We start from the raw sequence: 23,056 nt of genomic DNA on the forward strand, positions 1-23,056 counted from the left end.
CTTCCCCCGCTATTCAGAAGTTGCCGACAAGCTAAGGTAATTTGCCCTACAGATTTCACCTAATCCGTCAGCCTGAACGCGCCTTGGCTCGCATCTTCATCGCCATTTCCGCCATTTCGTCGTACAGCCGCTGAGGGGCCTGGCACTTCATGGCCCAGGCTTGCCTGCCCGCCTCGTGGGGCAGGATGAGAAACTGCCCGGCTGCCACCTGCTCGAAGATGCACTCGGCTATGTCGGCCGCGCTGATGGGCGAGCTTTCCAGCAGCTTGCCCACCTGGGCTTTCATGGCCGGGTCCGGCCCGCGGAACGAGTCCAGCAGGTTGGTCTGGAAAAAGGACGGGCACACCACGTGCACCGCCACTTCCAGCTCACGCAGTTCAACCAGCAGGCTCTCGGACAATGCCAGCACCCCGGCCTTGGCCACGTTGTAGTTGCTCATGCCCGGGCCCTGCATCAGCGCGGCCATGGAGGCGACATTGATGATGCGGCCCTTGCTGCGCTCCAGCAGCGGCAAAAACGCCTTGCAGCCCTTGACCACGCCCATCAGGTTGACCGAGATCTGCCAGTCCCAGTCTTCCAGCGACAGCTCGGCGAAGAACCCGCCCGAAGCCACGCCCGCATTGTTGACGATGACGTCCACGCCCCCGAACTGCTCGTCGCAGGCCTGGGCCATGGCGGTCAGCTGGCTGTAGTCGCGCACATCGCAGTGCTGGGCGAAGCCCGAGCCACCAGCGGCCTTCACTTGCTCCAAGGTTTCGCGCAGGCCTGCCGGGTTCACGTCGGCCAGCGCCAGCTGCCAGCCTTCGCGGGCCCAGCGCAGGGCAATTTCGCGCCCAAGGCCCGACCCGGCGCCCGTGATCATGATGCGGTTGTGCATGGCTGCAAGCCTTGTGGTGAGGGTGGATGCAGCGAGTTTAATCAAGCCCACAGGGGCTGGCAGGGCTTATCAGGCGAGTGAATGAGCGGCCATGAACAAGCGGTTGCACAAAAAGATGTCGAACCGGCCTACACGCCGATGGAATCTTTCACAAACGGCACCGGTCCGAATTTACAAGAGGCCGGCAACCCGAGGCCCTTGACCCTCCACCACGCAAGGACTCCTACATGACCACGATTCTGATCATCATCCTGATCCTCCTGCTGATTGGCGGCCTGCCCGTCTTCCCTCACTCGCGTAGCTGGGGCTATGGCCCGTCCGGTATCGTCGGTGTGGTGCTGGTGGTCTTGCTGGTGTTGTTGCTACTCGGCAGGATCTGACGCAGACACACAAAAAAACCGCGCCTAGGCGCGGTTTTTTTATACCTGAAGATCAGTGCGAGACAGCCCCTGATGCACCCAGGCCCGTTTGCGAGCGCACGAACTGCGGGAAGAACAGCGCGCGTTCGTTCTCAGCAGCCTTGGACTTGTCGGTGATCGAGAAGAACCAGATACCGCCAAAGGCAATCAGCATGGAGAACAGTGCCGGGTATTCGTACGGGTAGATCGGTTTCTCGTGGCCGAGGATCTGCACCCAGATGGTCGGGCCGAGCACCATCAGCGTTACCGCACTGATCAGGCCCAGCCAGCCGCCGATCATGGCACCGCGGGTGGTCAGCTTCTTCCAGTACATCGAAAGCAACAGCACCGGGAAGTTGCAGCTGGCCGCAATGGAGAACGCCAGGCCCACCATGAAGGCGATGTTCTGCTTCTCGAACAGAATGCCCAGGCCGATCGCCAGCACGCCCAGGGCGACCGTGGTGATCTTCGACACGCGGATCTCGTCCTTGTCGTTGGCCTTGCCCTTGCGCCACACGCTGGCGTACAGGTCGTGGGACACCGCCGAGGCACCGGCCAAGGTCAGGCCCGCGACGACCGCCAGGATGGTGGCGAAGGCCACTGCCGAGATAAAGCCGAGGAACACGCTGCCACCCACGGCATTGGCCAGGTGCACCGCCGCCATGTTGTTGCCACCCAGCAAGGCACCGGTAGCGTCCTTGAAGTCAGGGTTGGTGCTGACCAGCAGAATGGCGCCAAAACCGATGATGAAGGTGAGGATGTAGAAGTAGCCGATGAAGCCCGTGGCGTACAGCACGCTCTTGCGCGCTTCCTTGGCGTCACTGACGGTGAAGAAGCGCATCAGGATGTGCGGCAGGCCGGCCGTGCCGAACATCAGCGCCAGGCCCAGGGAGAACGCCGAGATCGGGTCCTTAACCAGGCCGCCTGGGCTCATGATGGCCTCACCCTTGGCGTGCACCTTGATCGCTTCGGAGAACAGGGTGTTGAAATCGAAGCCTACGTGCTTCATGACCATCAGTGCCATGAAGCTGGCACCGGACAGCAGCAGCACCGCCTTGATGATCTGTACCCAGGTGGTGGCCAGCATGCCGCCGAACAGCACGTACAGGCACATCAGGATGCCCACCAGGATCACCGCCACGTGGTAGTCGAGGCCGAACAGCAGCTCGATCAGCTTGCCGGCACCTACCATCTGCGCGATCAGGTAGAACGCCACCACCACCAGCGAACCGGAGGCGGACAAGGTGCGGATTTCCTTTTGCCCCAGGCGGTAGGAGGCCACGTCGGCGAAGGTGTACTTGCCCAGGTTGCGCAGGCGCTCGGCGATCAGGAACAGAATGATCGGCCAGCCGACCAGAAAGCCGATGGAGTAGATCAGGCCGTCGTAGCCGGAGGTGAACACCAGTGCGGAAATACCCAGGAACGAGGCCGCCGACATGTAGTCGCCGGCAATCGCCAGGCCGTTCTGGAAGCCGGTGATCTTGCCGCCGGCCGCGTAGTAGTCGGCCGCCGACTTGTTGCGTTTGGACGCCCAGTAGGTAATGCCAAGGGTAAAGGCGACAAAGGCCACGAACATGGCAATCGCCGACACATTCAGGGGTTGTTTCTGCACCTCGCCGGTCAGGGCATCGGCTGCCCACACAGCGGGTGCGAAGGCTCCGCAGGCCAGTATGGCCAAGGCTTTGGCGTGACGAATCATTGTTGCGCCTCCTTCAGGATGGCCTTGTTCAGCTCATCGAATTCGCCGTTGGCGCGGCGCACGTAGATGGCGGTAAGGACAAATGCCGAAACGATCAGGCCGACGCCCAGGGGAATACCCCAGGTAATCGATGACCCAGGGCTGAGCTTGGTGCCCAGAATCTGAGGACCGTAGGCGATCAGGAGGATGAAAGCGCAGTAGAGGCCGAGCATGATCGCCGAGAGAACCCAGGCGAACCGTTCGCGTTTGCTGACCAGCTCCTTGAAACGGGGGCTGTTTTGTATCGAGAGGTAAATGCTGTCGTTCATTGTTGTTGTCCTAGCAGCACAAAGAGGGAATGCAACCCACACCCTTACTTTATGCGGCTGTTGGACGCCAACCAGACGACCTTAGTCTTAGATGCAACGGTGTTTTACCGGTTGCGTAACAAATAGCTAGAGAGTTGGGGCTGGGAGGGGCTTGCCTTGGGTTACGCGGTGGTGCGCAAATCGAGCGCCGCCCGCGCGGCGCTCGGTCTAACAGGCGCTAAAGAAATTTCGGCCAGCGCCTAAATCACTTACCCGTCCACTCCTTCACACGGTCAGGGTGCTTGGCAACCCAGTCCTTGGCAGCGGCTTCAGGCTTGGCACCTTCCTGGATAGCCAGCATGACTTCGCCGATCTCATCCTTGGACTGCCAGCTGAACTTCTTCAGGAAGTCGGCCACTTCAGGGGCCTTGGTGGCCAGTTCCTTGCTACCGATGCTGTTCACGGTTTCAGCCGCGCCATAGACGCCTTTCGGGTCTTCGAGGAACTTCAGTTTCCATTTGGCGAACATCCAGTGCGGCACCCAGCCGGTCACTGCGATGGACTGCTGCTTGGCATACGCGCGGCCCAGTTCGGCCGTCATCGCCGCACCGGAACTTGCCTGCAGTTTGTAACCGGTCAGGTCATAATCCTTGATGGCCTGCTCAGTCTTGATCATCACACCCGAGCCGGCATCGATACCGACGATTTTCTGCTTGAAGGTGTCATCGGTCTTGAGGTCACCGATGCTGACGGCCTTGACGTACTCAGGCACGATCAGGCCAATCTTGGCATCCTTGAAGTTGGCGCCGTAGTCGACCACGTTGTCCTTGTTCTTGGCCCAGTACTCACCGTGGGTAACGGGCAGCCAGGCAGACAACATGGCGTCGAGCTTGCCGGTGGCCACGCCCTGCCACATGATGCCCGTGGCCACGGCCTGCAGCTTCACGTCATAGCCGAGCTTTTGCTTGATTACTTCGGCTGCCACGTTGGTGGTGGCCACGCTGTCAGCCCAACCATCCACGTAGCCAATGCTTACTTCTTTGGCCATGGCCTGTGTACCGCTCATGGCCAGTGCCAGGGCGGCGCCCACACCCAGGACACGTCGCATTTTTGTTAGAGTAGCCATCAAAGCATTCCCTCGTCAGGTCTTGGAGATTCCATCATCTGCCTGCATGGCGGCCGGACCTGATCCATCTGCGACCCCCAGGCGCCCATCTGCGACAGCACTGTGCCATTAGCGGCATGGGCGTGCTGCTGCCTGCGCGATACTTGCATGCCAAAGTGTTGGCGCCGGGCTACTATCCTCCCCTTTGCACCCGACATGGACTGCCCGATGCCCAGTACCACCCGCTTGCTGATGCCACTTTACCTGCTCGCCTGCCTGCTGGGCCTGGCCGGGCTGGGCGGGCTCTGGTACGGGCTGGGCAAGCCTGTGCAGTTACCTGACGCTGCCGGCCCTGCGCACAAGTTGCAGTGCGCCTCCTATACCCCTTTCGACAAAGACCAGTCGCCCTACGACCAGCCGTTTCGCCTGCGCCCGGCACGCATGGACGCGGACCTGGCGCTGCTGGCTGAGCGTTTTCAGTGCATCCGCACCTATTCCATGAGCGGTCTTGAAGCCATCCCGGCGCTGGCGCGCAAGCATGGGCTCAAGGTGATGCTGGGTGCCTGGGTCAACGCCCACCCCGCCGACACCGACAAGGAGATCGCACTGCTGATCGCCGCCGCCAATGCCAACCCGGATGTAGTGAGCGCGGTGATCGTGGGCAACGAGACCCTGCTGCGCAAGGAGATCACCGGCACACGGCTGGCAGAATTGATCACCCGGGTTAAAAGCCGGGTGCAGGTGCCTGTTACCTATGCCGATGTCTGGGATTTCTGGTTACAGCACCCTGAAGTGGCACCGGTGGTGGACTTTCTTACCATTCACCTGCTGCCCTATTGGGAAGATAAACCCCGTGGCATTGATGATGCCTTGGCCCATGTGGCCGACGTACGCCGGCAATTTGGCCTGCGCTTCGCGCCGAAGGGCATCCTGATTGGTGAAACCGGCTGGCCCAGCGAGGGGCGCCAGCGCGAAACCGCAGTGCCCAGCCGAGTCAACGAGGCCCGTTTCATCCGCGGGTTCGTTGCCATGGCCGAGCAGAACGGCTGGCAATACAACCTGATCGAAGCGTTCGATCAGCCCTGGAAGCGCGCCAACGAAGGCGCTGTTGGCGGCTACTGGGGGCTGTATGACGCCAACCGCCTGGATAAGGGCGTGCTGGAGGGGCCAGTCAGCAACCTGCCCGATTGGCCCCAATGGTGGGTGGCCAGCGCCGTGCTGATGGGTCTGATGTTGCTGCTGGCCGGGCGGCCCGGCGGCACACAGGCCGCCGTCGCGCTGCCGTTGCTGGCCGCATTCGGCGCGGGTTGCCTGGGGCTGTGGGGTGAGCTGATGCGCACCCATGCGCGGTTCGCTTCGGAATGGGTGTGGGCCGTGCTGCTGGCGGGGCTGAACCTTGTGGTGCTGGCACACGGGGCCCTGGCACTGGCGCAACGGGCCGGCTGGCGCCAGCGGCTGTTCGCCGGGTTGCAGGCGCAGGCAGGCAGGGTGCTGCTGGTGGCCGGCGTTGCGGCAGCGGTGAGCATGCTGGCGATGGTGTTCGACCCGCGCTACCGCAGCTTCCCCAGCGCCGCACTGGCGCTCCCGGCGCTGGTTTATGTGCTGCGGCCGGTGCCGGTGCGGCGCCGCGAAGTGACGCTGCTGGCGTGCATCGTCGGTGCTGGCGTAGTGCCACAACTGTTCATCGAGGGCGCTCACAACCAGCAAGCCTGGGTTTGGGCGGCCGTGAGCGTGGTGATGACGGCGGCCCTGTGGCGCAGCCTGCGTCTCGCCCGGTAACCGCCCAGGCTCGCTAACGCACCAACCGCAACCCCGCCAGCACCAACGCGAACACCGCCATGCTGGCGGTATACAGCACCAACGCCGGCACTGCGAACACCAAGGCCAAGCCGGCCAGCCACGCGCCGGCACGCCCGCGCACCACCAGCCCCAGCAGCGCCAACGCCAACCCACACCAGGCCAGTACCTGATAGTGAATGCCCAGCCCCAGCAACGCGCGCACCTCACATTGCCAGTACGCCGCAGGCTGCGTGCACAGGCCCACCCACTGCCCGTCCTCCATCAGCCCGTAGCGCACGCCATAGCTGGCCGCAAGCCACAGCCCGACAAACAACACCGTCAATACAGCCGGCCATGTACGCGTCATCCATCTCTCCAGCAGTGGTCATAGAAAACGCGCATGATGGCGCAGGGCCCATTTCAAGGCAAAATGCCAGGCCTGCAGCTATGTTGCAGATAACAGGTACACCAAAGGCCATCACGCCCGGCAACTTTGCCTGGGGCGCCGTGGTCCTAGCCTGCACACGCGCCACCTTGCGTTCTTTTGGGGGATTACATGCTTCGATTTATGCGCCTCGCTGCCGTTCTCGGCAGCTTGCTCATGGCTGTGGCCGCTTCTGCGCGGGATATCGACGCCGCGAGCTATGGCTACCCCTTGACCAACCCGTTCGAGGCGACCATCGCCACCACGCCGCCAGACCAGCGCCCAATGCTGCCCAGCGACGATGAAATCGACCAGTCCGACTACAGCCTCACCCTGCGCCCAGAGCGCGAATTCACCCTGCCCGACAACTTCTGGGCGGTGAAAAAGCTCAAATACCGCCTGGCTCGCCAGGACCACGCCGCGCCGCTGATCTTCATCATCGCCGGCACCGGGGCCTCCTACAGCAGCAGCATCAACGAATACCTCAAGAAGCTGTTCTACCAGGCCGGTTTCCACGTGGTGCAGCTGTCGTCGCCCACCAGCTTCGACTTCATCAGCGCTGCCTCGCGCTTCGCCACCCCCGGCATCAGCCAGGATGATGCCCAGGACATGTACCGCGTGATGCAGGCGGTTCGGGCCCAGCATGCACGGCTGCCGGTCACCGACTTCTACCTCACGGGGTACAGCCTCGGTGCGCTGGATGCCGCGTTCGTCAGCCACCTGGACGAAACCCGCCGCAGCTTCAACTTCAAGCGCGTGCTGCTGCTGAACCCGCCGGTGAACCTGTACACGTCCATCAACAACCTGGACAAACTGGTGCAGACCCAGGTGAAAGGCATTGACCGCAGCACCACCTTCTACGAGCTGATGCTGGAAAAACTGACCCGCTACTTCCAGGAAAAAGGCTATATCGACCTCAACGAGGCCTTGCTGTACGACTTCCAGCAGTCCCGTCAGCACCTGTCCAACGAACAGATGGCCATGTTGATCGGTACTTCGTTCCGGTTCTCGGCGGCCGACATCGCCTTTACCTCCGACCTGATCAACCGCCGCGGCCTGATCATCCCGCCCAAGCAGCCGATCACCGAAGGCACCAGCCTCACGCCCTATTTCAAGCGGGCCCTGCAATGTGACTTCGACTGCTACATGACCGAGCAGGTCATCCCCATGTGGCGGGCGCGCACCGGTGGCGGCACCATTCTGGAACTGACCAACCAGGTGAGCCTGTACGCGCTCAAGGACTACCTGCAAAACAGCAAGAAGATCGCCGTGATGCACAACGCCGACGACGTCATCCTGGGCCCAGGCGACATCGGCTTCCTGCGCAAGGTGTTCGGCGACCGCCTGACCCTCTACCCCCATGGCGGCCATTGCGGCAACCTCAACTATCGCGTCAACAGTGACGCCATGCTGGAGTTCTTCCGTGGTTAACAAACTCCTCTTTGCCGCGGCGCTACTGGCCGCAGGCCATACCCTGGCCGCAGAAACCGCCCCACGGGCCAGCGTGGTCGAGGGCGACCCGCAGGTGATCGGCACCGCGCCCCTGGTCCCAGAGGCAGACGGCTTTCTCGACCCGCTGCGCGAGCTGAAATTCAACCCGGGGCTGGACCAGCGCGAGTTCGAGCGCTCCACCCTGGAGGCATTGAACGTATACGACCCGCTGGAATCGGTGAACCGGCGCGTGTACCACTTCAACTACCGGCTGGACCAATGGGTGCTGCTGCCGCTGGTCAACGGTTACCAGTACATCACCCCGCGCTTCGTGCGCAGTGGCGTGACCAACTTCTTCAACAACCTGGGCGATGTACCCAACCTGTTCAACAGCGTGCTGCAGTTGAAGGCCAAGCGCTCGGCAGAAATCACCGCCCGCCTGATGTTCAACACCATCATTGGCGTGGGCGGGCTGTGGGACCCGGCCACCCGCATGGGGTTACCGCGCCAGAGCGAAGACTTTGGCCAGACGCTGGGCTTCTACGGCGTGCCGGAAGGCCCGTACCTGGTGCTGCCACTGCTGGGCCCGTCCAACCTGCGGGATACCACCGGGCTGGTGGTGGACTATGCCGGCGAACAGGCCGTCAACTACCTGGACGTGGCCGATACCAGCAAGAAGCACCCGGAAATCTTCGCCTTGCGCGTGGTGGACAAGCGCTACACCACCAACTTCCGCTATGGCCAGCTGAACTCGCCGTTCGAATACGAGAAAGTTCGCTACGTGTATACCCAGTCGCGCAAGCTGCAGATCGCCGACTGAAACCGCTGCGCCACTGCCACCCGCTGGGCAGTGGCGCAATACCGGTCAACGGCTTTTCTTGTCGTACAGCCGGGGCGCCCCTTCCGGGCGTGACTTGAACCGGCGGTGTGCCCACAGGTACTGCTCCGGGCACTCGCGCAACACCCCCTCCACCCACTGGTTGATGCGCAGGCAGTCGGCCTCTTCGCTTTCACCCGGGAAGCCTGCCAGCGGCGGGTGGATCACCAGGCGGTAACCACTGCCGTCCTCCAGGCGTTTTTGCGTGAACGGAATCACCTGCGCCCTGCCCAGGCGGGCGAACTTGGTGGTGGCGGTCACCGTGGCGGCCGGTATGCCGAACAGCGGCACGAAAACACTTTGCTTGGCGCCATAGTCCTGGTCAGGTGCGTACCAGATGGCGCGGCCTGCCCGCAGCAGTTTGAGCATGCCGCGCACGTCTTCGCGCTCAACGGCCAGCGAATCGAGGTTGTGGCGCTCACGGCCGCTGCGCTGGATGAAGTCGAACAGCGCATTGCCGTGCTCGCGGTACATGCCATCGATGGTGTGCTGCTGGCCCAGCAGCGCCGCGCCGATTTCCAGGGTGGTGAAATGCACCGCCATCAAGATGGCGCCCTGGCCGGCCTGTTGCGCCGCCTGCAAGTGCTCAAGGCCCTCGACGTGGGCCAGGCGCGCCAGCCTGGCCTTGGGCCACCACCAGCTCATGGCCATTTCGAAGAAGGCAATGCCGGTGGAGGCGAAATTGGCCTTGAGCAAGCGCTGCCGTTCGTCAGCCGACAGCTCGGGGAAACACAACTCCAGGTTGCGCGCGGCGATGCGGCGGCGTTCGCCGGCAAAGCGATACATGACCGCACCCAGCGCGGCACCCAGCTTGAGCAGCACCTTGTACGGTAACTGAACCACCAGCCACAACAGGCCCAGGCCCAGCCACAGGCCCCAGAACTTGGGGTGAAGGAAATAGGGGCGAAAACGCGGGCGTTCCATTGAAGCTTCCGGTAAGACAAAGGCCGCGCATTCTACAACGGATCAGCACAAGTTGCGGGCAACCGGTCTTATCGTTATAAGTCAGGGCACTTTTTCCGCAACAAGCCGTCTATGCAGACCATGAGCCAAAACCACACACCCGACACCGCCTCCGTGTTCCAGCTCAAGGGCAGCATGCTCGCCATCACCGTACTGGAACTGGCGCGCAATGACCTTGAAGCCCTTGACCGCCAACTGGCAGCCAAGGTCGCCCAGGCACCCAACTTCTTCAGCAACACGCCGCTGGTGCTGGCGCTGGACAAGCTGCCGGCTGGCGAAGGCGCAATCGACCTGCCCGGCTTGATGCGGATCTGCCGTCATCACGGCCTGCGTACCTTGGCCATCCGCGCCAATCGCATCGAGGACATTGCGGCCGCCATTGCCATTGACCTGCCTGTGCTGCCGCCGTCCGGTGCCCGCGAACGGCCACTGGAGCCTGAGCCGGAAGTGCGCAAGCCAGAGCCTGCGCCCACCCCGCCACCGGTGGTGGAGCCTGAGGTGCGGCCCACCCGCATCATCACCTCGCCGGTGCGCGGCGGCCAGCAGATCTACGCCCAGGGCGGCGACCTGGTAGTGACCACCTCGGTCAGCCCGGGTGCGGAACTTCTGGCCGATGGCAACATCCATGTGTACGGCGCCATGCGCGGCCGGGCCCTGGCCGGCATCAAGGGCAATACCAAGGCGCGTATCTTCTGCCAGCAAATGACCGCCGAGATGGTTTCCATTGCCGGCCAGTACAAAGTCTGCGAAGACTTGCGCCGCGACCCGCTGTGGGGCACCGGCGTGCAAATCAGCCTGTCTGGCGACGTGTTGAACATCACCCGTCTTTAACGGATACTTGCCAGCATTTTTAGCGCAACTTTTTACCGTTGCCGTTACTTCAGTTATTTGCAGGGACTTGCGTCCCGATCATTTTAGGGGTGAAACACCTTGGCCAAAATTCTCGTGGTTACTTCCGGCAAAGGGGGTGTGGGCAAGACCACCACCAGCGCCGCCATTGGTACCGGCCTCGCACTGCGTGGCCACAAGACCGTCATCGTCGACTTCGACGTGGGGCTGCGTAACCTCGACCTGATCATGGGCTGTGAACGCCGCGTGGTGTACGACTTCGTCAACGTCGTCAACGGCGAAGCCAACCTGCAGCAAGCCCTGATCAAGGACAAGCGCCTGGAGAACCTGTACGTACTGGCCGCCAGCCAGACGCGTGACAAGGACGCCCTCACCCAGGAAGGCGTTGAAAAGGTACTGATGGAACTGAAAGAACAGTTCGAGTACGTAATTTGCGATTCGCCGGCCGGCATCGAGAAAGGTGCCCACCTGGCCATGTACTTCGCCGATGAAGCCATTGTGGTCACCAACCCTGAGGTGTCTTCGGTACGTGACTCCGACCGCATGCTGGGTATTCTGTCGAGCAAGTCGCGCCGCTCCGAAAACGGCGAAGAGCCGATCAAGGAACACCTGCTGATCACCCGTTACCACCCAGAGCGCGTGGTAAAGGGGGAGATGCTGAGCGTGGCCGACGTCGAAGAAATCCTGTCGATCAAGCTCAAGGGCGTGATCCCGGAATCGCAGGCGGTGCTCAAGGCATCCAACCAAGGTATCCCGGTCATTCTCGACGACCAGAGCGATGCCGGCCAGGCCTACAGCGACGCGGTAGACCGCCTGCTGGGCAAAGAGAAGCCGATGCGCTTCATCGATGTACAGAAGAAGGGATTCTTCGAGCGCATTTTCGGGAGCAAATAAACCATGAACCTTTTTGACTTCTTTCGTGGCAGACAAAAACAGACCAGCGCGTCGGTGGCGAAAGAGCGTCTACAGATCATCGTGGCGCACGAGCGCGGCCAACGCAGCGAACCGGACTACCTGCCGGAGTTGCAAAGAGAACTGCTGGAAGTCATTCGCAAGTACGTGAACATCGGCAACGATGACGTGCACATCGAATTGGAAAACCAGGGAAGTTGCTCGATTCTGGAGCTGAACATCACCCTGCCTGATCGCTGATACCGCGAGCACGAGTGGGTTATTGGGGCTGCTTTGCAGCCCGTCGCCGGTAAACCGGCTCTTGCAGGTCATGCACATGCCTGCGGGGCTCAGTTTGCCGGCGATGGGCTGCACAGCGGCCCCACTGCTTTTCACCGACTCAACCGAGACCACGCAATGCCGCTGTCCACTATCCAGATCCTGCACGAAGACGCCGCCATCCTGGTGATCAACAAACCCACCCTGCTGCTGTCCGTGCCCGGCCGGGCGGATGACAACAAGGATTGCCTGATCACCCGCCTGCAGGAAAACGGCTACCCCGATGCGCTGATCGTGCACCGCCTGGACTGGGAAACCTCCGGCATCATCCTGCTGGCCCGCGATGCTGACAGCCACCGCGAGCTGTCGCGTCAGTTCCATGACCGGGAAACCGAAAAAGCCTACACCGCACTGTGCTGGGGCCAGCCGACACTGGACAGCGGCAGCATCGACCTGCCGCTGCGCTACGACCCGCCTACCAAGCCCCGCCATGTGGTCGACCATGAGCAGGGCAAGCATGCCCTGACGTTCTGGCGCATCCTCGAACGCTGCGGCGACCACTGCCGCGTGGAGCTGACGCCCATCACCGGCCGCTCCCACCAGTTGCGGGTGCATATGCTGTCTATCGGCCACCCGCTGCTGGGCGACCGCCTGTACGCCAACCCCGAAGCCCTGGCAGCCCACCCGCGGCTGTGCCTGCACGCCTCGATGCTGAGCTTTACGCACCCGGTATCCGGGCAGCGGTTGAAATTCGAGTGCCCCGCCCCTTTCTGAACGGCCGGTGAACACACAGGCAGGCCGCCTGGGGCTTGCCCCTGAGCGGGTTTTTATTGAAGCTTGCAGCTTGCTGCCAGCCGCTTGACCCGGAGTAAGCCATGCGCGATGTACTGAACTCAGGCCTTATCGAATTTCTGAAGGCCTCCCCTACCCCATTCCATGCCACTGCCAGCCTGGCCCAGCGCCTTGAGGCGGGCGGCTATCAGCGCCTGGATGAGCGCGACAGCTGGGCGGTGGTACCCGGTGGGCGCTACTACGTCACCCGCAACGACTCGTCGATCATCGCCATCCAGCTGGGCAAACAGTCGCCGCTGCTCAACGGTATCCGCATGGTCGGCGCCCACACTGACAGCCCCTGCCTGCGGGTAAAGCCGCAGCCAGAGCTGCAACGCCAGGGCTTTTTGCAACTGGGTGTGGAGGTGTACGGCGGTGCCCTGCTGGCGCCGTGGTTCGACCGCGACCTGTCGCTGGCCGGGCGCGTTACCTATCGCCGTGACGGCAAGGTCGAAAGCCAGCTGATCGACTTCGCGCTGCCGATTGCGGTGATCCCCAACCTGGCCATTCACCTTAACCGTGGGGCCAATGAAGGCTGGGCCATCAACCCGCAGAACGAGCTGCCACCGATCCTGGCCCAGGTGGCCGGCGATGAGCGCCTCGATTTCCGCGCCGTGCTCACCGAGCAACTGGCCCGCGAACACCAACTGAACGCGGATGTGGTGCTGGACTACGAGCTGAGCTTCTACGACACCCAGGCCGCCGCCCAGGTGGGGTTGCAGGGTGATTTCATTGCCGGCGCACGGCTGGACAACCTGTTGTCGTGCTACGCCGGGCTACAGGCGCTGCTGGCCGCCGACAGCGATGAAACCTGCGTGCTGGTGTGCAATGACCACGAAGAGGTGGGCAGCAGCTCGGCCTGTGGCGCCGACGGCCCGATGCTGGAGCAGACCCTGCAGCGCCTGCTGCCTGACGGCGACGCCTATGTGCGCACCATCCAGCGCTCGCTGATGGTGTCGGCCGACAACGCCCACGGCGTACACCCCAACTATGCCGACAAGCACGACGGCAATCACGGCCCCAAGCTGAACGCCGGGCCGGTGATCAAGGTGAACAACAACCAGCGCTACGCCACCAACAGCGAAACCGCCGGGTTCTTCCGCCACCTGTGCATGGCCGAGGAAGTGCCGGTGCAAAGCTTCGTGGTGCGCAGCGACATGGGCTGCGGCTCTACCATCGGGCCGATTGCAGCCAGCCACCTGGGCGTGCGCACGGTGGACATCGGGCTGCCGACCTTCGCCATGCACTCGATCAGGGAACTGTGCGGCAGCCACGACCTGGCGCACCTGGTGAAAGTCCTCACAGCGTTCTACCGCAGCCGCGAACTGCCTTGATCTGCACTGGGCATGCCTTGGCATTTGGCTTGGGGCATGCCCGGGGTCAACCCGCCAGGGCGGTAACGCGCTATGCTTGCTTCAAGGTTTCACTGCACAAGGATCGTCGCCCATGTCACCGTTTCTGTCCCTCTTCCTGCCTGTCTGTGTTTTTCTGCTGTTGCTCACCCTCGGCTTCGGCATGCGCGAGCGTAACGTTGGCGTGTTGATGATGTGGCTGGGCACGCTGGGCATCTTTGGCCTGACCTGCTGGAAGATCCTGGAGAAACTGCCGACATAAACCTCTACACTCGGTCAATCGTTTGACCTGAGGTCGATTTGCCAGTGCCTGCCCTTCTGCGTTACCTGCTGCTGTTGCTTCTGCTGTCTTTCACCCCGGCCCACGCCGCGGGCCTGCCCGGCCTGCTCGGTGGCAGCGCCCCTGCGCAACCCCAGGCCACCGAGCCGCTGGGCAAGTCGCTGGACGAGGTGATCAAGAACCTTGAAAACGACCAGCAGCGGGCCAAGCTGCTGGCCGACCTGAAAAAGCTGCGCGACGCCACACGGCAATCCCAGCCCAGTGTCGAGCAAGGGGTGCTCGGCCTGATCGGGGGCGCCCTGCATGATTTCGAGGCGCAGTTCAGTGGCGACGCCAGCCCGTTCCAGCGCTGGGGCCTGGAGATCGAACAGGCCAAGGCGGAGTTGGCCGAGCTGGTAGTGCCGGTACACCAATGGCCGGCCATTCTGTTCGGCTTTGCTGCGGTGATTGCAGTGTGGAGCGTGCTCGCCTTCGCCTTCAACTGGGTGGGCCACCGGGTTCGCCTGCGCTTTGGGCTGAGCGAGGAACTGCCACAGCACCCACGTACCTGGGACTTGGTGCGCTTTGCCCTGCGCAAGCTTGGCCCGTGGCTGGTGGCACTGGTGTTCACCGTGTACCTGAGCTTCGTGCTGCCCCCGTCACTGGGCAAGTCGCTGGCCATGGTGCTGGCCTATGCCTTGGTGGTGGGTACCTGCTTCTCGGCGATCTGCGTGATCGCCTTCTCGCTGCTGGATGGCCCGCACCGCCACCGTGCCCTGCACATCCTGCGGCACCGCGCCTTCCGCCCCTTGTGGATGATCGGCAGCTTTGCCGCCTTCGGCGAAGCCATGGGCGACCCACGGCTCACGGCAGCACTGGGCACGCACCTGGCCCATGGCGTGGCCACGCTGGCCAACGTGGTGGCAGCGGTATGCACCGGCTTGTTCATCCTGCGTTTCCGCCGGCCTATCGCTCACCTGATCCGCAACCAGCCGCTGTCGCGCCGCCTTACCCGGCGCACCCTCAGCGACACCATCGAGATTCTGGGCAGCTTCTGGTTCGTGCCCGCGCTGATCCTGGTGGCCATCTCGCTGTTCGCCACCTTCGTGTCGGCGGGCGACACCAGCACCGCATTGCGCCAGTCACTGATGTGCACGGTGCTGGTGGTGGTGTGCATGGTGCTCAACGGCCTGGTACGCCGGCATGCCGCCAACCCCAAGCGTGCCAGCAAGCGCCAGGCCGTGTATGCCGAGCGCCTGCGCAATTTTGGTTACCTGCTGTTGCACCTGTTCATCTGGCTGGTGTTCATCGAGCTGGGCCTGCGGGTGTGGGGCTTGTCGATGCTCAGCTTCGCCGAAGGTGACGGCCATGACATCAGCCTGCGCCTGCTGGGCCTGGCGACCACGCTGATCGTGGCCTGGCTGGTGTGGATCCTGGCGGACACCGCCGTGCACCATGCCCTGGTGCGCTCGCGCCGCGGCCTGGCCAACGCCCGTGCACAAACCATGATGCCGCTGATCCGCAACGTGATGTTCGTGTTCATCTTCATCATCGCGGTGATCGTGGCCCTGGCCAACATGGGCATGAACGTGACCCCGCTGCTGGCCGGTGCCGGTGTGATCGGCCTGGCGATCGGTTTTGGTGCCCAGTCGCTGGTCGCCGACCTGATCACGGGCCTGTTCATCATCATCGAAGACTCCTTGGCTATCGACGACTACGTGGATGTAGGCGGCCACCTGGGCACGGTAGAAGGCCTTACCATCCGTACCGTGCGCCTGCGGGACATCGATGGCATTGTGCACACCATCCCGTTCAGTGAAATCAAGAGCATCAAGAACTACTCCCGCGAGTTCGGCTACGCCATCTTCCGCGTGGCCATCCCGCACAGCATGAACATCGACCAGGCCATCACGCTGATCCGCGAAGTGGGGCAAAAATTGCGCAGCGACCCGCTGATGCGCCGCAACATCTGGTCACCGCTGGAATTGCAGGGCGTGGAGAGTTTCGAGTCGGGGTCGGCGATCTTGCGGGCGCGCTTCAAGACTGCGCCAATCAAGCAATGGGAAGTGTCCCGGGCCTTCAACCTGGCGCTCAAGCGCCAGCTGGATGAGGCTGGGCTGGACCTGGCAACGCCACGGTTGTCGGTGCAGGTGGTGACGGCCGGTGGCGGTGCCATGGCTGACACGGCGGCGTCCAGCTAGGGTACTGCCGCTGGCAAGCACATGGGTCAGCCGGCTTGAGCACGGATGCGGATTGCATCGTGCCGCCAGTACTCGAGGTCGCAGTCGATCAGGTGACCGTGCTGGTCGCTGTTGACCCGGGTGATGTGCAAGCCCGGGCTGCCCACGGAAACTTTCAGCGCACCGGCCGCCTCGGTGGGCAAGGCGGTTGGCAGAATCTCGAAGCACACCTGCCCGTAGCGCAGCCCGTAGACCCGCTCGTAGATCTCGGTTAGCGAACGCCCCAGGTCCTGCTGCAGCACGTCAGGGAAATACTGCGGGTTGAGGTAGTGCTCGGCATACAGTACCGCCCTGCCGTCGATCCGCCTTAGCCGGCAAATGCGTACCACACTGGACAACGGCGGCAGCTGCAGGCGCGCACAGATGGTGGCCGAAGCCGGTTGCAGCCGCGCAGACAGCAACTCGGTGCTGGCCACCCGCCCCTGTTCACGCACCATGGCGTGAAAATGGCTGCGCTCGATCAAGTCGTAGGTCAGGCGTTGGGGGGCGACGAACCAGCCGCGGCGTTCTTCACGGTAGATCAGCCCTCGGGCTTCCAACTGCACCAGGGCCTCGCGCAGGGTGATGCGCGTGGTGGCAAACACCTCACTCAGGCGGCGTTCTGCCGGCAGCTTGCCGCCGGGCATCAGCAGGCCATGCTCGATCTGCTCTTGCAGGGCGTGGCAGATGGCTGTTACCGCCCGTGGTGGCATCGGCTGCATCAAAGGTTACCTATCTGGACTAGGCCAGCCCCACAACGGGGCATCTGGCACGTGCTGCAAGCCTATGCAGGGCGGATGAACATCCTGTGACAGGCTGTGCGCCGACGTTGCCAGAATCGGGCCAGGGCCGCCCGGACGCCGGCAGGAACTGGTCTACGCTGTAGTGCCAGGGGTTCGCCGCCAAATACCCAGGCCGGGCCCTACATCAAATTGTCACGCAAGCGGCCTACCTTGGCTCAAGGTTTGCTGACCTAGACCAAAGGCTGCAGACAACGGCTTCACTCATAACAACGTTCGGTTGCAGGCACCCACCCAAGGAGCTACGGATGAAAAAGTTGTTCATGGCGTCACTGCTCGGTTCGGCCATCGCATTCTGCACCACGGCCATGGCCGCAGAAGACCTCAAGGCACTCGAAGAAGCCGCCCGCAAGGAAGGCACCGTCAACAGCGTGGGCATGCCCGATGCCTGGGCCAATTGGAAAGGCACCTGGCAGGACCTGGCCAGCAAGTATGGGCTCAAGCACAGCGACACCGACATGAGTTCGGCGCAGGAAATTGCCAAGTTTGAAGCAGAGAAGGACAACGCCAGTGCCGATATCGGCGACGTTGGCGCCGCCTTCGGCCCCATCGCCATCGCCAAGGGCGTGAGCCAGCCGTACAAGCCCAGCACCTGGGACCAGATCCCGGAGTGGGCCCGTGACAAGGACGGCCATTGGGCGCTGGCCTATACCGGTACCATCGCCTTCATCATCAACAAGGACCTGGTGAAGGAAGGTGACCGCCCCACTACCTGGCACGACCTGGAAAAAGGCAAGTACAAGGTTGCCATCGGGGACGTCGGTACGGCCGCCCAGGCTGCAAACGGCGTGCTGGCGGCCGCTATTGCCTACAAGGGCGACGAAAGCAACGTAGCACCTGGCCTGCAACTGTTCACCAAGCTGGCCCAGCAGAAGCGCCTGTCGCTGGCCAACCCGACCATCCAGACACTTGAGAAGGGTGAAGTGGAAGTGGGCGTGGTATGGGACTTCAACGGCCTGAGCTACCGTGACCAGATCGACCCCAAGCGCTTTGAAGTGCTGATCCCTGCGGATGGCTCGGTCACCTCGGGCTACACCACCATCATCAACAAGTACGCCAAGCACCCGAATGCGGCCAAGCTGACCCGTGAGTACATCTTCAGCGACGCCGGGCAGATCAACCTGGCCAGCGGCTACGCCCGGCCGATCCGCGCCGAGCACCTGAAGCTGCCGGCTGAGGTGCAGGCCAAGCTGCTGCCTAACGAGCAGTATCTGACTGCGCAACCGATCAAGAATGCTGATGCCTGGGAGGCCACCTCCAAGAAGCTGCCGCAGCTGTGGCAGGAGCAGGTCATCATCGAGATGGAGTGAGGGGCTGGGCTATCTGGCGCCTGAACGGGCCCTTTCGCGGGTAAACCCGCTCCCACAGGATCAACACCGGCTTTAGCCTTGTGTTGATCCTGATGGGGCAGCACAGGCCTTAGCCTTGTGTTGATCCTGCTGGGGCAGCACAGGCCTTAGCCTTGTGTTGATCCTGCTGGGGCTCCACAGGCCTTAGCCTTGTGTTGATCCTGCTGGGGCAGCACAGGCCGTAGCCTTGTGTTGATCCTGCTGGAGCACCACAGGCCGTAGCCTTGTGTTGATCCTGTGGGAGCGGGTTCACCCGCGAAGAGGCCAACGCGGTTCACCTTTGGAGTCACCATGCAACGCAACGTCATCCTGGTCCTGCTCGACGGCCTGAACTTCCAGGTCGCCCGCCATGCCATGGGGCACCTGCACGCCTACGTCGAGGCCGACCGTGCGGCGCTCTATCGGGTGGAGTGCGAGCTGCCGTCGCTGTCCCGGCCGCTGTACGAGTGCATCCTTACCGGGGTGCCCCCCATCGACAGTGGCATCGTGCACAACAACGTCAACCGGCTGTCCAACCAGCGCAGCGTGTTCCACTACGCCCGCGAAGCCAACCTGGGCACTGCGGCTGCGGCGTATCACTGGATGAGCGAGCTGTACAACCGCTCACCTTTCGACCCCCAGCGCGACCGCCATACCCACGCACCCAAGCTGCCGATCCAGCATGGCCTGTTCTACTGGGACGACCGCTACCCCGATTCGCACCTGCTGGCCGACGGTGAATACCTGCGCCGCCGCCACGCCCCCAACTTTCTGCTGGTACACCCGATGAGCATCGACGATGTCGGCCACCATCACGGCCTGGACAGCAGCCAGTATCGCAACGCAGCCCGCAGCGTCGACATTCTGCTGGCTGACTACCTGCCTGGCTGGCTCGAAGAGGGTTACCAGGTGCTGGTTACCGCCGACCATGGCATGAACAACGACCGCTCACACAATGGGCTGCTGACCGAAGAGCGCGAGGTCCCGCTGTTCGTGTTCGGCGACGCCTTCAGCCTTGACCCGGCAGCCAAGCCGCTGCAGACCGAACTGTGCGGGACCATCTGCGAGCTGCTTGGCGCCGCTCACGACAAACCTGTGTGCCGGGAGCTGCTCAAGTGAACAATGGCACCCGTAGTCGCTACCTCGCCGTGCTCTGCCTGCTGCCCTTCGCCATTGTCTTCGTCATTTTCCAGATTGCCCCGCTGGCCTGGGTGGCGATCGGCAGCCTGCAGTCGGATGCAGGCTGGGGCCTGGACAACTTCGGCAAGGTGTTTGCCTCCAAGTTCTACTTGCAGGCCCTGCAGCGCAGCCTGGAAATCAGCTTCTGGTCGAGCCTGTTCGGCATTGTCATCGCCACCTTGGGCGCGTATTCACTGCGCCAGGTGGACTCCAGGCTGCGGGATTTCGTCAGCGCCTTCGCCAACATGACCAGCAACTTCTCCGGCGTGCCGCTGGCGTTCGCCTTCATCATCCTGCTGGGCTTCAATGGCGCGCTCACCTTGCTGCTGAAACAGGCCGGGCTGCTGGAGGACTTCAGCATCTATTCCAAGGGCGGGTTGATCCTGGTGTACACCTACTTCCAGATCCCCCTCGGTGTACTGCTGCTGTACCCGGCCTTCGACGCGCTGCGTGAAGACTGGCGCGAGTCGGCGGCGCTGCTGGGTGCCAGCCACTGGCAGTACTGGCGGCATATCGGCCTGCCGGTGCTTACCCCGGCACTGCTGGGCACCTTCGTGATCCTGCTGGCCAATGCCCTGGGCGCCTACGCTACCGTCTACGCCCTGACCACCGGCAACTTCAACGTACTGCCCATCCGCATTGCCGGTTTGGTGGCCGGTGACATCAGCCTGGACCCCAACCTGGCCAGCGCCCTGGCGATGGTGCTGGTGGGGCTGATGACGGTGGTCACGGTGGTGCATCAATGGCTGTTGAAACGGAGCTATCATGCGCGCTGAAGCCAACAACGCCGGGTGGTACCACCGCGCGGTGGTCTACCTGCTGTTCCTCATCCTGCTGCTGCCCCTGGCCGGCACCCTGCTCTACTCGCTGGCCACCAGTTGGTCAGCCACGTTGCTGCCCAGCGGCCTCACCTTCAAATGGTACGTGGCGTTGTGGAGCGAACCGCGTTTTCTGGCAGCATTCGGCCAGTCGCTGCTGGTGTGCGTGGGCGCGCTGGTGCTCTCGGTGGTGGTCATCCTGCCGCTGCTGTTCGTGGTGCACTACCACTTCCCCCGGCTTGATGCGCTGATGAACGTACTTATCCTGCTGCCCTTCGCAGTGCCGCCCGTGGTGTCATCCGTGGGGCTGCTGAACCTGTACGGCAGCGGGCCGATGGCGATGGTGGGCACGCCGTGGATCCTGATCGGCTGCTACTTCACCATCGCCCTGCCCTTCATGTACCGCGCCATTACCAACAACCTGCAGGCCATCAACCTGCGCGACCTGATGGACGCCGCCCAGTTGCTGGGGGCCAGTACCTGGCAGGCAGCCTTGCTGGTGGTACTGCCCAACTTGCGCAAGGGCCTGATGGTGGCGCTGCTGCTGTCGTTCTCGTTCCTGTTTGGCGAGTTCGTGTTTGCCAACCTGCTGGTGGGCACCCGCTACGAAACCTTGCAGGTGTACCTGAACAACATGCGCAACAGCAGTGGCCATTTCAACAGCGCACTGGTGATCTCGTACTTCGCCTTCGTACTGGTACTCACCTGGGTCGCCAACCGCCTGAACAAGGATAAGACCTGACATGAGCTTCGTCAGCGTACAGAACCTGCAAAAAAGCTATGCCGGCAACCCGGTATTCAGCAACATCGACTGCCACATCGAGCGGGGTGAGTTCGTCACCCTGCTGGGCCCCTCCGGGTGCGGCAAGTCGACCTTGCTGCGCTGCATCGCCGGCCTGACGCCAGTGGACAGCGGGCAGATCCTGCTCGATGGCACCGATATCGTGCCGTTGAGCCCGCAAAAACGTGGCATCGGCATGGTGTTCCAGAGCTACGCGCTGTTCCCCAACATGACCGTGGAGCAGAACGTGGCATTTGGCTTGCGCATGCAGAAGGTCAAGCCCGATGAGCGCCTGGCGCGTGTGCGTGAGGCGCTGGAGCTGGTAGAGCTGGGCAGTTTTGCCGGGCGCTACCCGCATCAGCTCTCGGGTGGCCAGTGCCAGCGCGTGGCCCTGGCCCGCTCGCTGGTCACCCGCCCGCGCCTGTTGCTGCTGGACGAACCGCTTTCAGCCTTGGATGCGCGCATCCGCAAGCACCTGCGCGAACAGATTCGCGCCATCCAGCGCGAGCTTGGCCTGACCACCATCTTCGTCACCCACGACCAGGAAGAGGCGCTGACCATGTCCGACCGCATCTTCCTGATGAACCAGGGCCGCATCGTCCAGAGCGGCGACGCCGAAACCCTCTACACCGCACCGGTCGACCTGTTTGCCGCAGGCTTTATCGGCAACTACAACCTGCTTGATGCCGACACTGCCAGCCGCCTGCTGCAGCGCCCGGTAGCCAGCCGCCTGGCGATCCGCCCCGAGTCCATCACGCTGGGCCTGCAAGGCGAGCTGGATGCCGAAGTGCGCAGCCATAGCCTGCTGGGCAACGTAATCCGCTATCGTGTGCAAGTGCGCGAGGTTGAGCTGGTGGTCGATGTGCTGAACCGCTCACCGGCCGACCTGCACGCGGACGGCCAACGGGTGAGCGTGTCGATCGACCCGACGGCGCTTAGGGAAGTGGCTTAAGGAGATTCATACATGGCATTGGCCATTTTCGATCTGGACGAAACCCTCATCCATGGCGACTGCGCGTCGCTGTGGAGCGAGCAGATGGCCCGCCTGGGCTGGGTGGATGGCGAGGCCTTTCTGCGCCGCGACCAGCAACTGATGGATGCCTACGGCAAGGGCCACCTGCGAATGGAGGAATACATGGCATTCAGCCTGGAACCCATCGCCGGGCGCACCCTGGAAGAAGTCGCGCACCTGGTGGAGCCGTGGGTGGAGGACGTGATCGAACCGATCATCTTCGGTGATGCCTGCCGCTGTATTGCCGAGCACCGCCGGCGCGGTGACCGCATATTGATCATTTCGGCCAGCGGCAACCACCTGGTGGGGCCAATTGCGGCGCGCCTGGGGGTGGACGAGTTCCTGGCGATCGAACTGGAGGCGCACAACGGGGTGTACACCGGCAGCACCCGCGGTGTGCTGACCTACCGCGAGGGCAAGATCACCCGCCTGATGGCGTGGCTGGACCAGGAGCAGGAAAACCTGGAAGGGGCGAGTTTCTATTCCGATTCGCGCAATGACCTGCCCTTGCTGATGAAGGTGGACCACCCTTACGCGGTAAACCCGGACCCGGCGCTGCGCGAGCATGCCCAGGCCAACGGCTGGCCGGTCCTGGCCTGGAGCTGACCGGCCTCATCG

Annotated in this window: 24 protein-coding genes; 17 read left to right on the forward strand and 7 right to left on the reverse strand. The window is 62.9% G+C overall.

The features are described 5' to 3' along the window. Window positions 1-67: 67 nt before the first annotated feature. The gene (locus tag APH25_RS15640; RefSeq protein ID WP_060482538.1) at window positions 68-877 is read right to left on the reverse strand and encodes an SDR family oxidoreductase; all 810 of its coding nucleotides are present in this window, start codon (window positions 875-877) and stop codon (window positions 68-70) included. A 227-nt stretch (window positions 878-1,104) separates the two neighbouring features. Between APH25_RS15640 and APH25_RS25025 the strand changes: the two genes are divergently transcribed. Continuing rightward, a complete protein-coding gene (locus APH25_RS25025) occupies window positions 1,105-1,257 on the forward strand; it encodes a DUF3309 family protein (protein WP_009682861.1) in 153 nt (50 codons plus the stop codon). Between the two features lie 52 nt (window positions 1,258-1,309). Here the strand turns inward: APH25_RS25025 and APH25_RS15645 are convergent, their stop codons facing one another. The 3 genes from APH25_RS15645 to APH25_RS15655 form a co-directional block, all read right to left on the reverse strand. After that, window positions 1,310-2,974, reverse strand: a complete 1,665-nt coding sequence (locus APH25_RS15645) for a cation acetate symporter (RefSeq protein WP_028634677.1) — start codon at window positions 2,972-2,974, stop codon at window positions 1,310-1,312. Next, window positions 2,971-3,282 carry a DUF485 domain-containing protein gene (locus APH25_RS15650; protein ID WP_028634676.1) on the reverse strand — a complete coding sequence of 104 codons (312 nt, stop codon included), beginning with the start codon at window positions 3,280-3,282 and terminating at the stop codon, window positions 2,971-2,973. Before APH25_RS15650 ends, APH25_RS15645 begins: the two co-directional genes overlap by 4 nt. A 244-nt stretch (window positions 3,283-3,526) precedes the next feature. Further along, the gene (locus APH25_RS15655; protein ID WP_028634675.1) at window positions 3,527-4,387 is read right to left on the reverse strand and encodes a glycine betaine ABC transporter substrate-binding protein; all 861 of its coding nucleotides are present in this window, start codon (window positions 4,385-4,387) and stop codon (window positions 3,527-3,529) included. A gap of 195 nt (window positions 4,388-4,582) precedes the next feature. Between APH25_RS15655 and APH25_RS15660 the strand changes: the two genes are divergently transcribed. Continuing rightward, complete coding sequence (locus APH25_RS15660) at window positions 4,583-6,145, forward strand: hypothetical protein (protein ID WP_060482539.1); 1,563 nt, start codon at window positions 4,583-4,585, stop codon at window positions 6,143-6,145. 13 nt (window positions 6,146-6,158) lie between these two features. On the opposite strand, the gene APH25_RS15665 is transcribed toward APH25_RS15660, so the two are convergent. Further along, window positions 6,159-6,512, reverse strand: a complete 354-nt coding sequence (locus tag APH25_RS15665) for a hypothetical protein (RefSeq protein ID WP_060482540.1) — start codon at window positions 6,510-6,512, stop codon at window positions 6,159-6,161. Between the two features lie 189 nt (window positions 6,513-6,701). Between APH25_RS15665 and APH25_RS15670 the strand changes: the two genes are divergently transcribed. Both APH25_RS15670 and APH25_RS15675 read left to right on the forward strand, forming a co-directional pair. Continuing rightward, window positions 6,702-8,000 carry a serine/threonine protein kinase gene (locus tag APH25_RS15670; RefSeq protein WP_028634671.1) on the forward strand — a complete coding sequence of 433 codons (1,299 nt, stop codon included), beginning with the start codon at window positions 6,702-6,704 and terminating at the stop codon, window positions 7,998-8,000. Next, on the forward strand, window positions 7,993-8,820 hold the full coding sequence (locus APH25_RS15675) for a VacJ family lipoprotein (protein WP_082428327.1): 828 nt from the start codon (window positions 7,993-7,995) through the stop codon (window positions 8,818-8,820). Before APH25_RS15670 ends, APH25_RS15675 begins: the two co-directional genes overlap by 8 nt. 45 nt (window positions 8,821-8,865) lie before the next feature. On the opposite strand, the gene APH25_RS15680 is transcribed toward APH25_RS15675, so the two are convergent. Beyond that, window positions 8,866-9,801: a lipid A biosynthesis lauroyl acyltransferase gene (locus APH25_RS15680; protein ID WP_028634669.1), complete on the reverse strand. Its 936-nt coding sequence runs from the start codon at window positions 9,799-9,801 to the stop codon at window positions 8,866-8,868. A 111-nt stretch (window positions 9,802-9,912) separates the two neighbouring features. On the opposite strand from APH25_RS15680, the gene minC reads away from it, so the two are divergent. The 7 genes from minC to APH25_RS15710 all read left to right on the forward strand — a co-directional run bounded on the left by minC (window position 9,913) and on the right by APH25_RS15710 (window position 16,502). Continuing rightward, on the forward strand, window positions 9,913-10,671 hold the full coding sequence (gene minC / locus APH25_RS15685) for a septum site-determining protein MinC (RefSeq protein WP_028634668.1): 759 nt from the start codon (window positions 9,913-9,915) through the stop codon (window positions 10,669-10,671). A 99-nt stretch (window positions 10,672-10,770) separates the two neighbouring features. After that, on the forward strand, window positions 10,771-11,583 hold the full coding sequence (minD, locus tag APH25_RS15690; protein WP_028634667.1) for a septum site-determining protein MinD: 813 nt from the start codon (window positions 10,771-10,773) through the stop codon (window positions 11,581-11,583). 3 nt (window positions 11,584-11,586) lie between these two features. Then, entirely contained in the window at window positions 11,587-11,841 is a 255-nt protein-coding gene (minE, locus tag APH25_RS15695; RefSeq protein WP_028634666.1) for a cell division topological specificity factor MinE, read from the forward strand. A 156-nt stretch (window positions 11,842-11,997) separates the two neighbouring features. Beyond that, a complete protein-coding gene (locus tag APH25_RS15700; RefSeq protein ID WP_060482541.1) occupies window positions 11,998-12,633 on the forward strand; it encodes an RluA family pseudouridine synthase in 636 nt (211 codons plus the stop codon). A 101-nt stretch (window positions 12,634-12,734) separates the two neighbouring features. Further along, a complete protein-coding gene (locus APH25_RS15705) occupies window positions 12,735-14,024 on the forward strand; it encodes a M18 family aminopeptidase (protein WP_028634664.1) in 1,290 nt (429 codons plus the stop codon). 112 nt (window positions 14,025-14,136) lie between these two features. After that, window positions 14,137-14,304, forward strand: a complete 168-nt coding sequence (locus APH25_RS25700) for a hypothetical protein (protein WP_169338822.1) — start codon at window positions 14,137-14,139, stop codon at window positions 14,302-14,304. A gap of 44 nt (window positions 14,305-14,348) precedes the next feature. Then, a complete protein-coding gene (locus APH25_RS15710) occupies window positions 14,349-16,502 on the forward strand; it encodes a mechanosensitive ion channel family protein (RefSeq protein WP_028634663.1) in 2,154 nt (717 codons plus the stop codon). Between the two features lie 26 nt (window positions 16,503-16,528). On the opposite strand, the gene APH25_RS15715 is transcribed toward APH25_RS15710, so the two are convergent. Beyond that, window positions 16,529-17,242, reverse strand: coding sequence for a UTRA domain-containing protein (locus tag APH25_RS15715; RefSeq protein ID WP_028634662.1), 714 nt, complete (start codon window positions 17,240-17,242; stop codon window positions 16,529-16,531). Between the two features lie 326 nt (window positions 17,243-17,568). On the opposite strand from APH25_RS15715, the gene APH25_RS15720 reads away from it, so the two are divergent. The 6 genes from APH25_RS15720 (at window position 17,569) to APH25_RS15745 (ending at window position 23,044) form a co-directional block, all read left to right on the forward strand. Further along, window positions 17,569-18,630, forward strand: coding sequence for an ABC transporter substrate-binding protein (locus APH25_RS15720; protein ID WP_060482542.1), 1,062 nt, complete (start codon window positions 17,569-17,571; stop codon window positions 18,628-18,630). Window positions 18,631-18,960: 330 nt separating this feature from the next. Then, on the forward strand, window positions 18,961-19,767 hold the full coding sequence (locus APH25_RS15725; RefSeq protein ID WP_060482543.1) for an alkaline phosphatase family protein: 807 nt from the start codon (window positions 18,961-18,963) through the stop codon (window positions 19,765-19,767). Then, entirely contained in the window at window positions 19,764-20,603 is an 840-nt protein-coding gene (locus APH25_RS15730) for an ABC transporter permease subunit (RefSeq protein WP_060482544.1), read from the forward strand. Before APH25_RS15725 ends, APH25_RS15730 begins: the two co-directional genes overlap by 4 nt. Continuing rightward, window positions 20,593-21,387, forward strand: a complete 795-nt coding sequence (locus APH25_RS15735; RefSeq protein WP_177331189.1) for an ABC transporter permease — start codon at window positions 20,593-20,595, stop codon at window positions 21,385-21,387. The genes APH25_RS15730 and APH25_RS15735 overlap by 11 nt, the downstream gene beginning before the upstream one ends. Window position 21,388: 1 nt before the next feature. Next, on the forward strand, window positions 21,389-22,378 hold the full coding sequence (locus APH25_RS15740; RefSeq protein WP_028634657.1) for an ABC transporter ATP-binding protein: 990 nt from the start codon (window positions 21,389-21,391) through the stop codon (window positions 22,376-22,378). Window positions 22,379-22,390: 12 nt separating this feature from the next. Beyond that, window positions 22,391-23,044 carry an HAD family phosphatase gene (locus APH25_RS15745; protein ID WP_060482546.1) on the forward strand — a complete coding sequence of 218 codons (654 nt, stop codon included), beginning with the start codon at window positions 22,391-22,393 and terminating at the stop codon, window positions 23,042-23,044. Window positions 23,045-23,056: the final 12 nt, after the last annotated feature.

The sequence above is a fragment of the Pseudomonas sp. NBRC 111119 genome (genome assembly GCF_001320125.1).
GTDB lineage: Bacteria > Pseudomonadota > Gammaproteobacteria > Pseudomonadales > Pseudomonadaceae > Aquipseudomonas > Aquipseudomonas parafulva.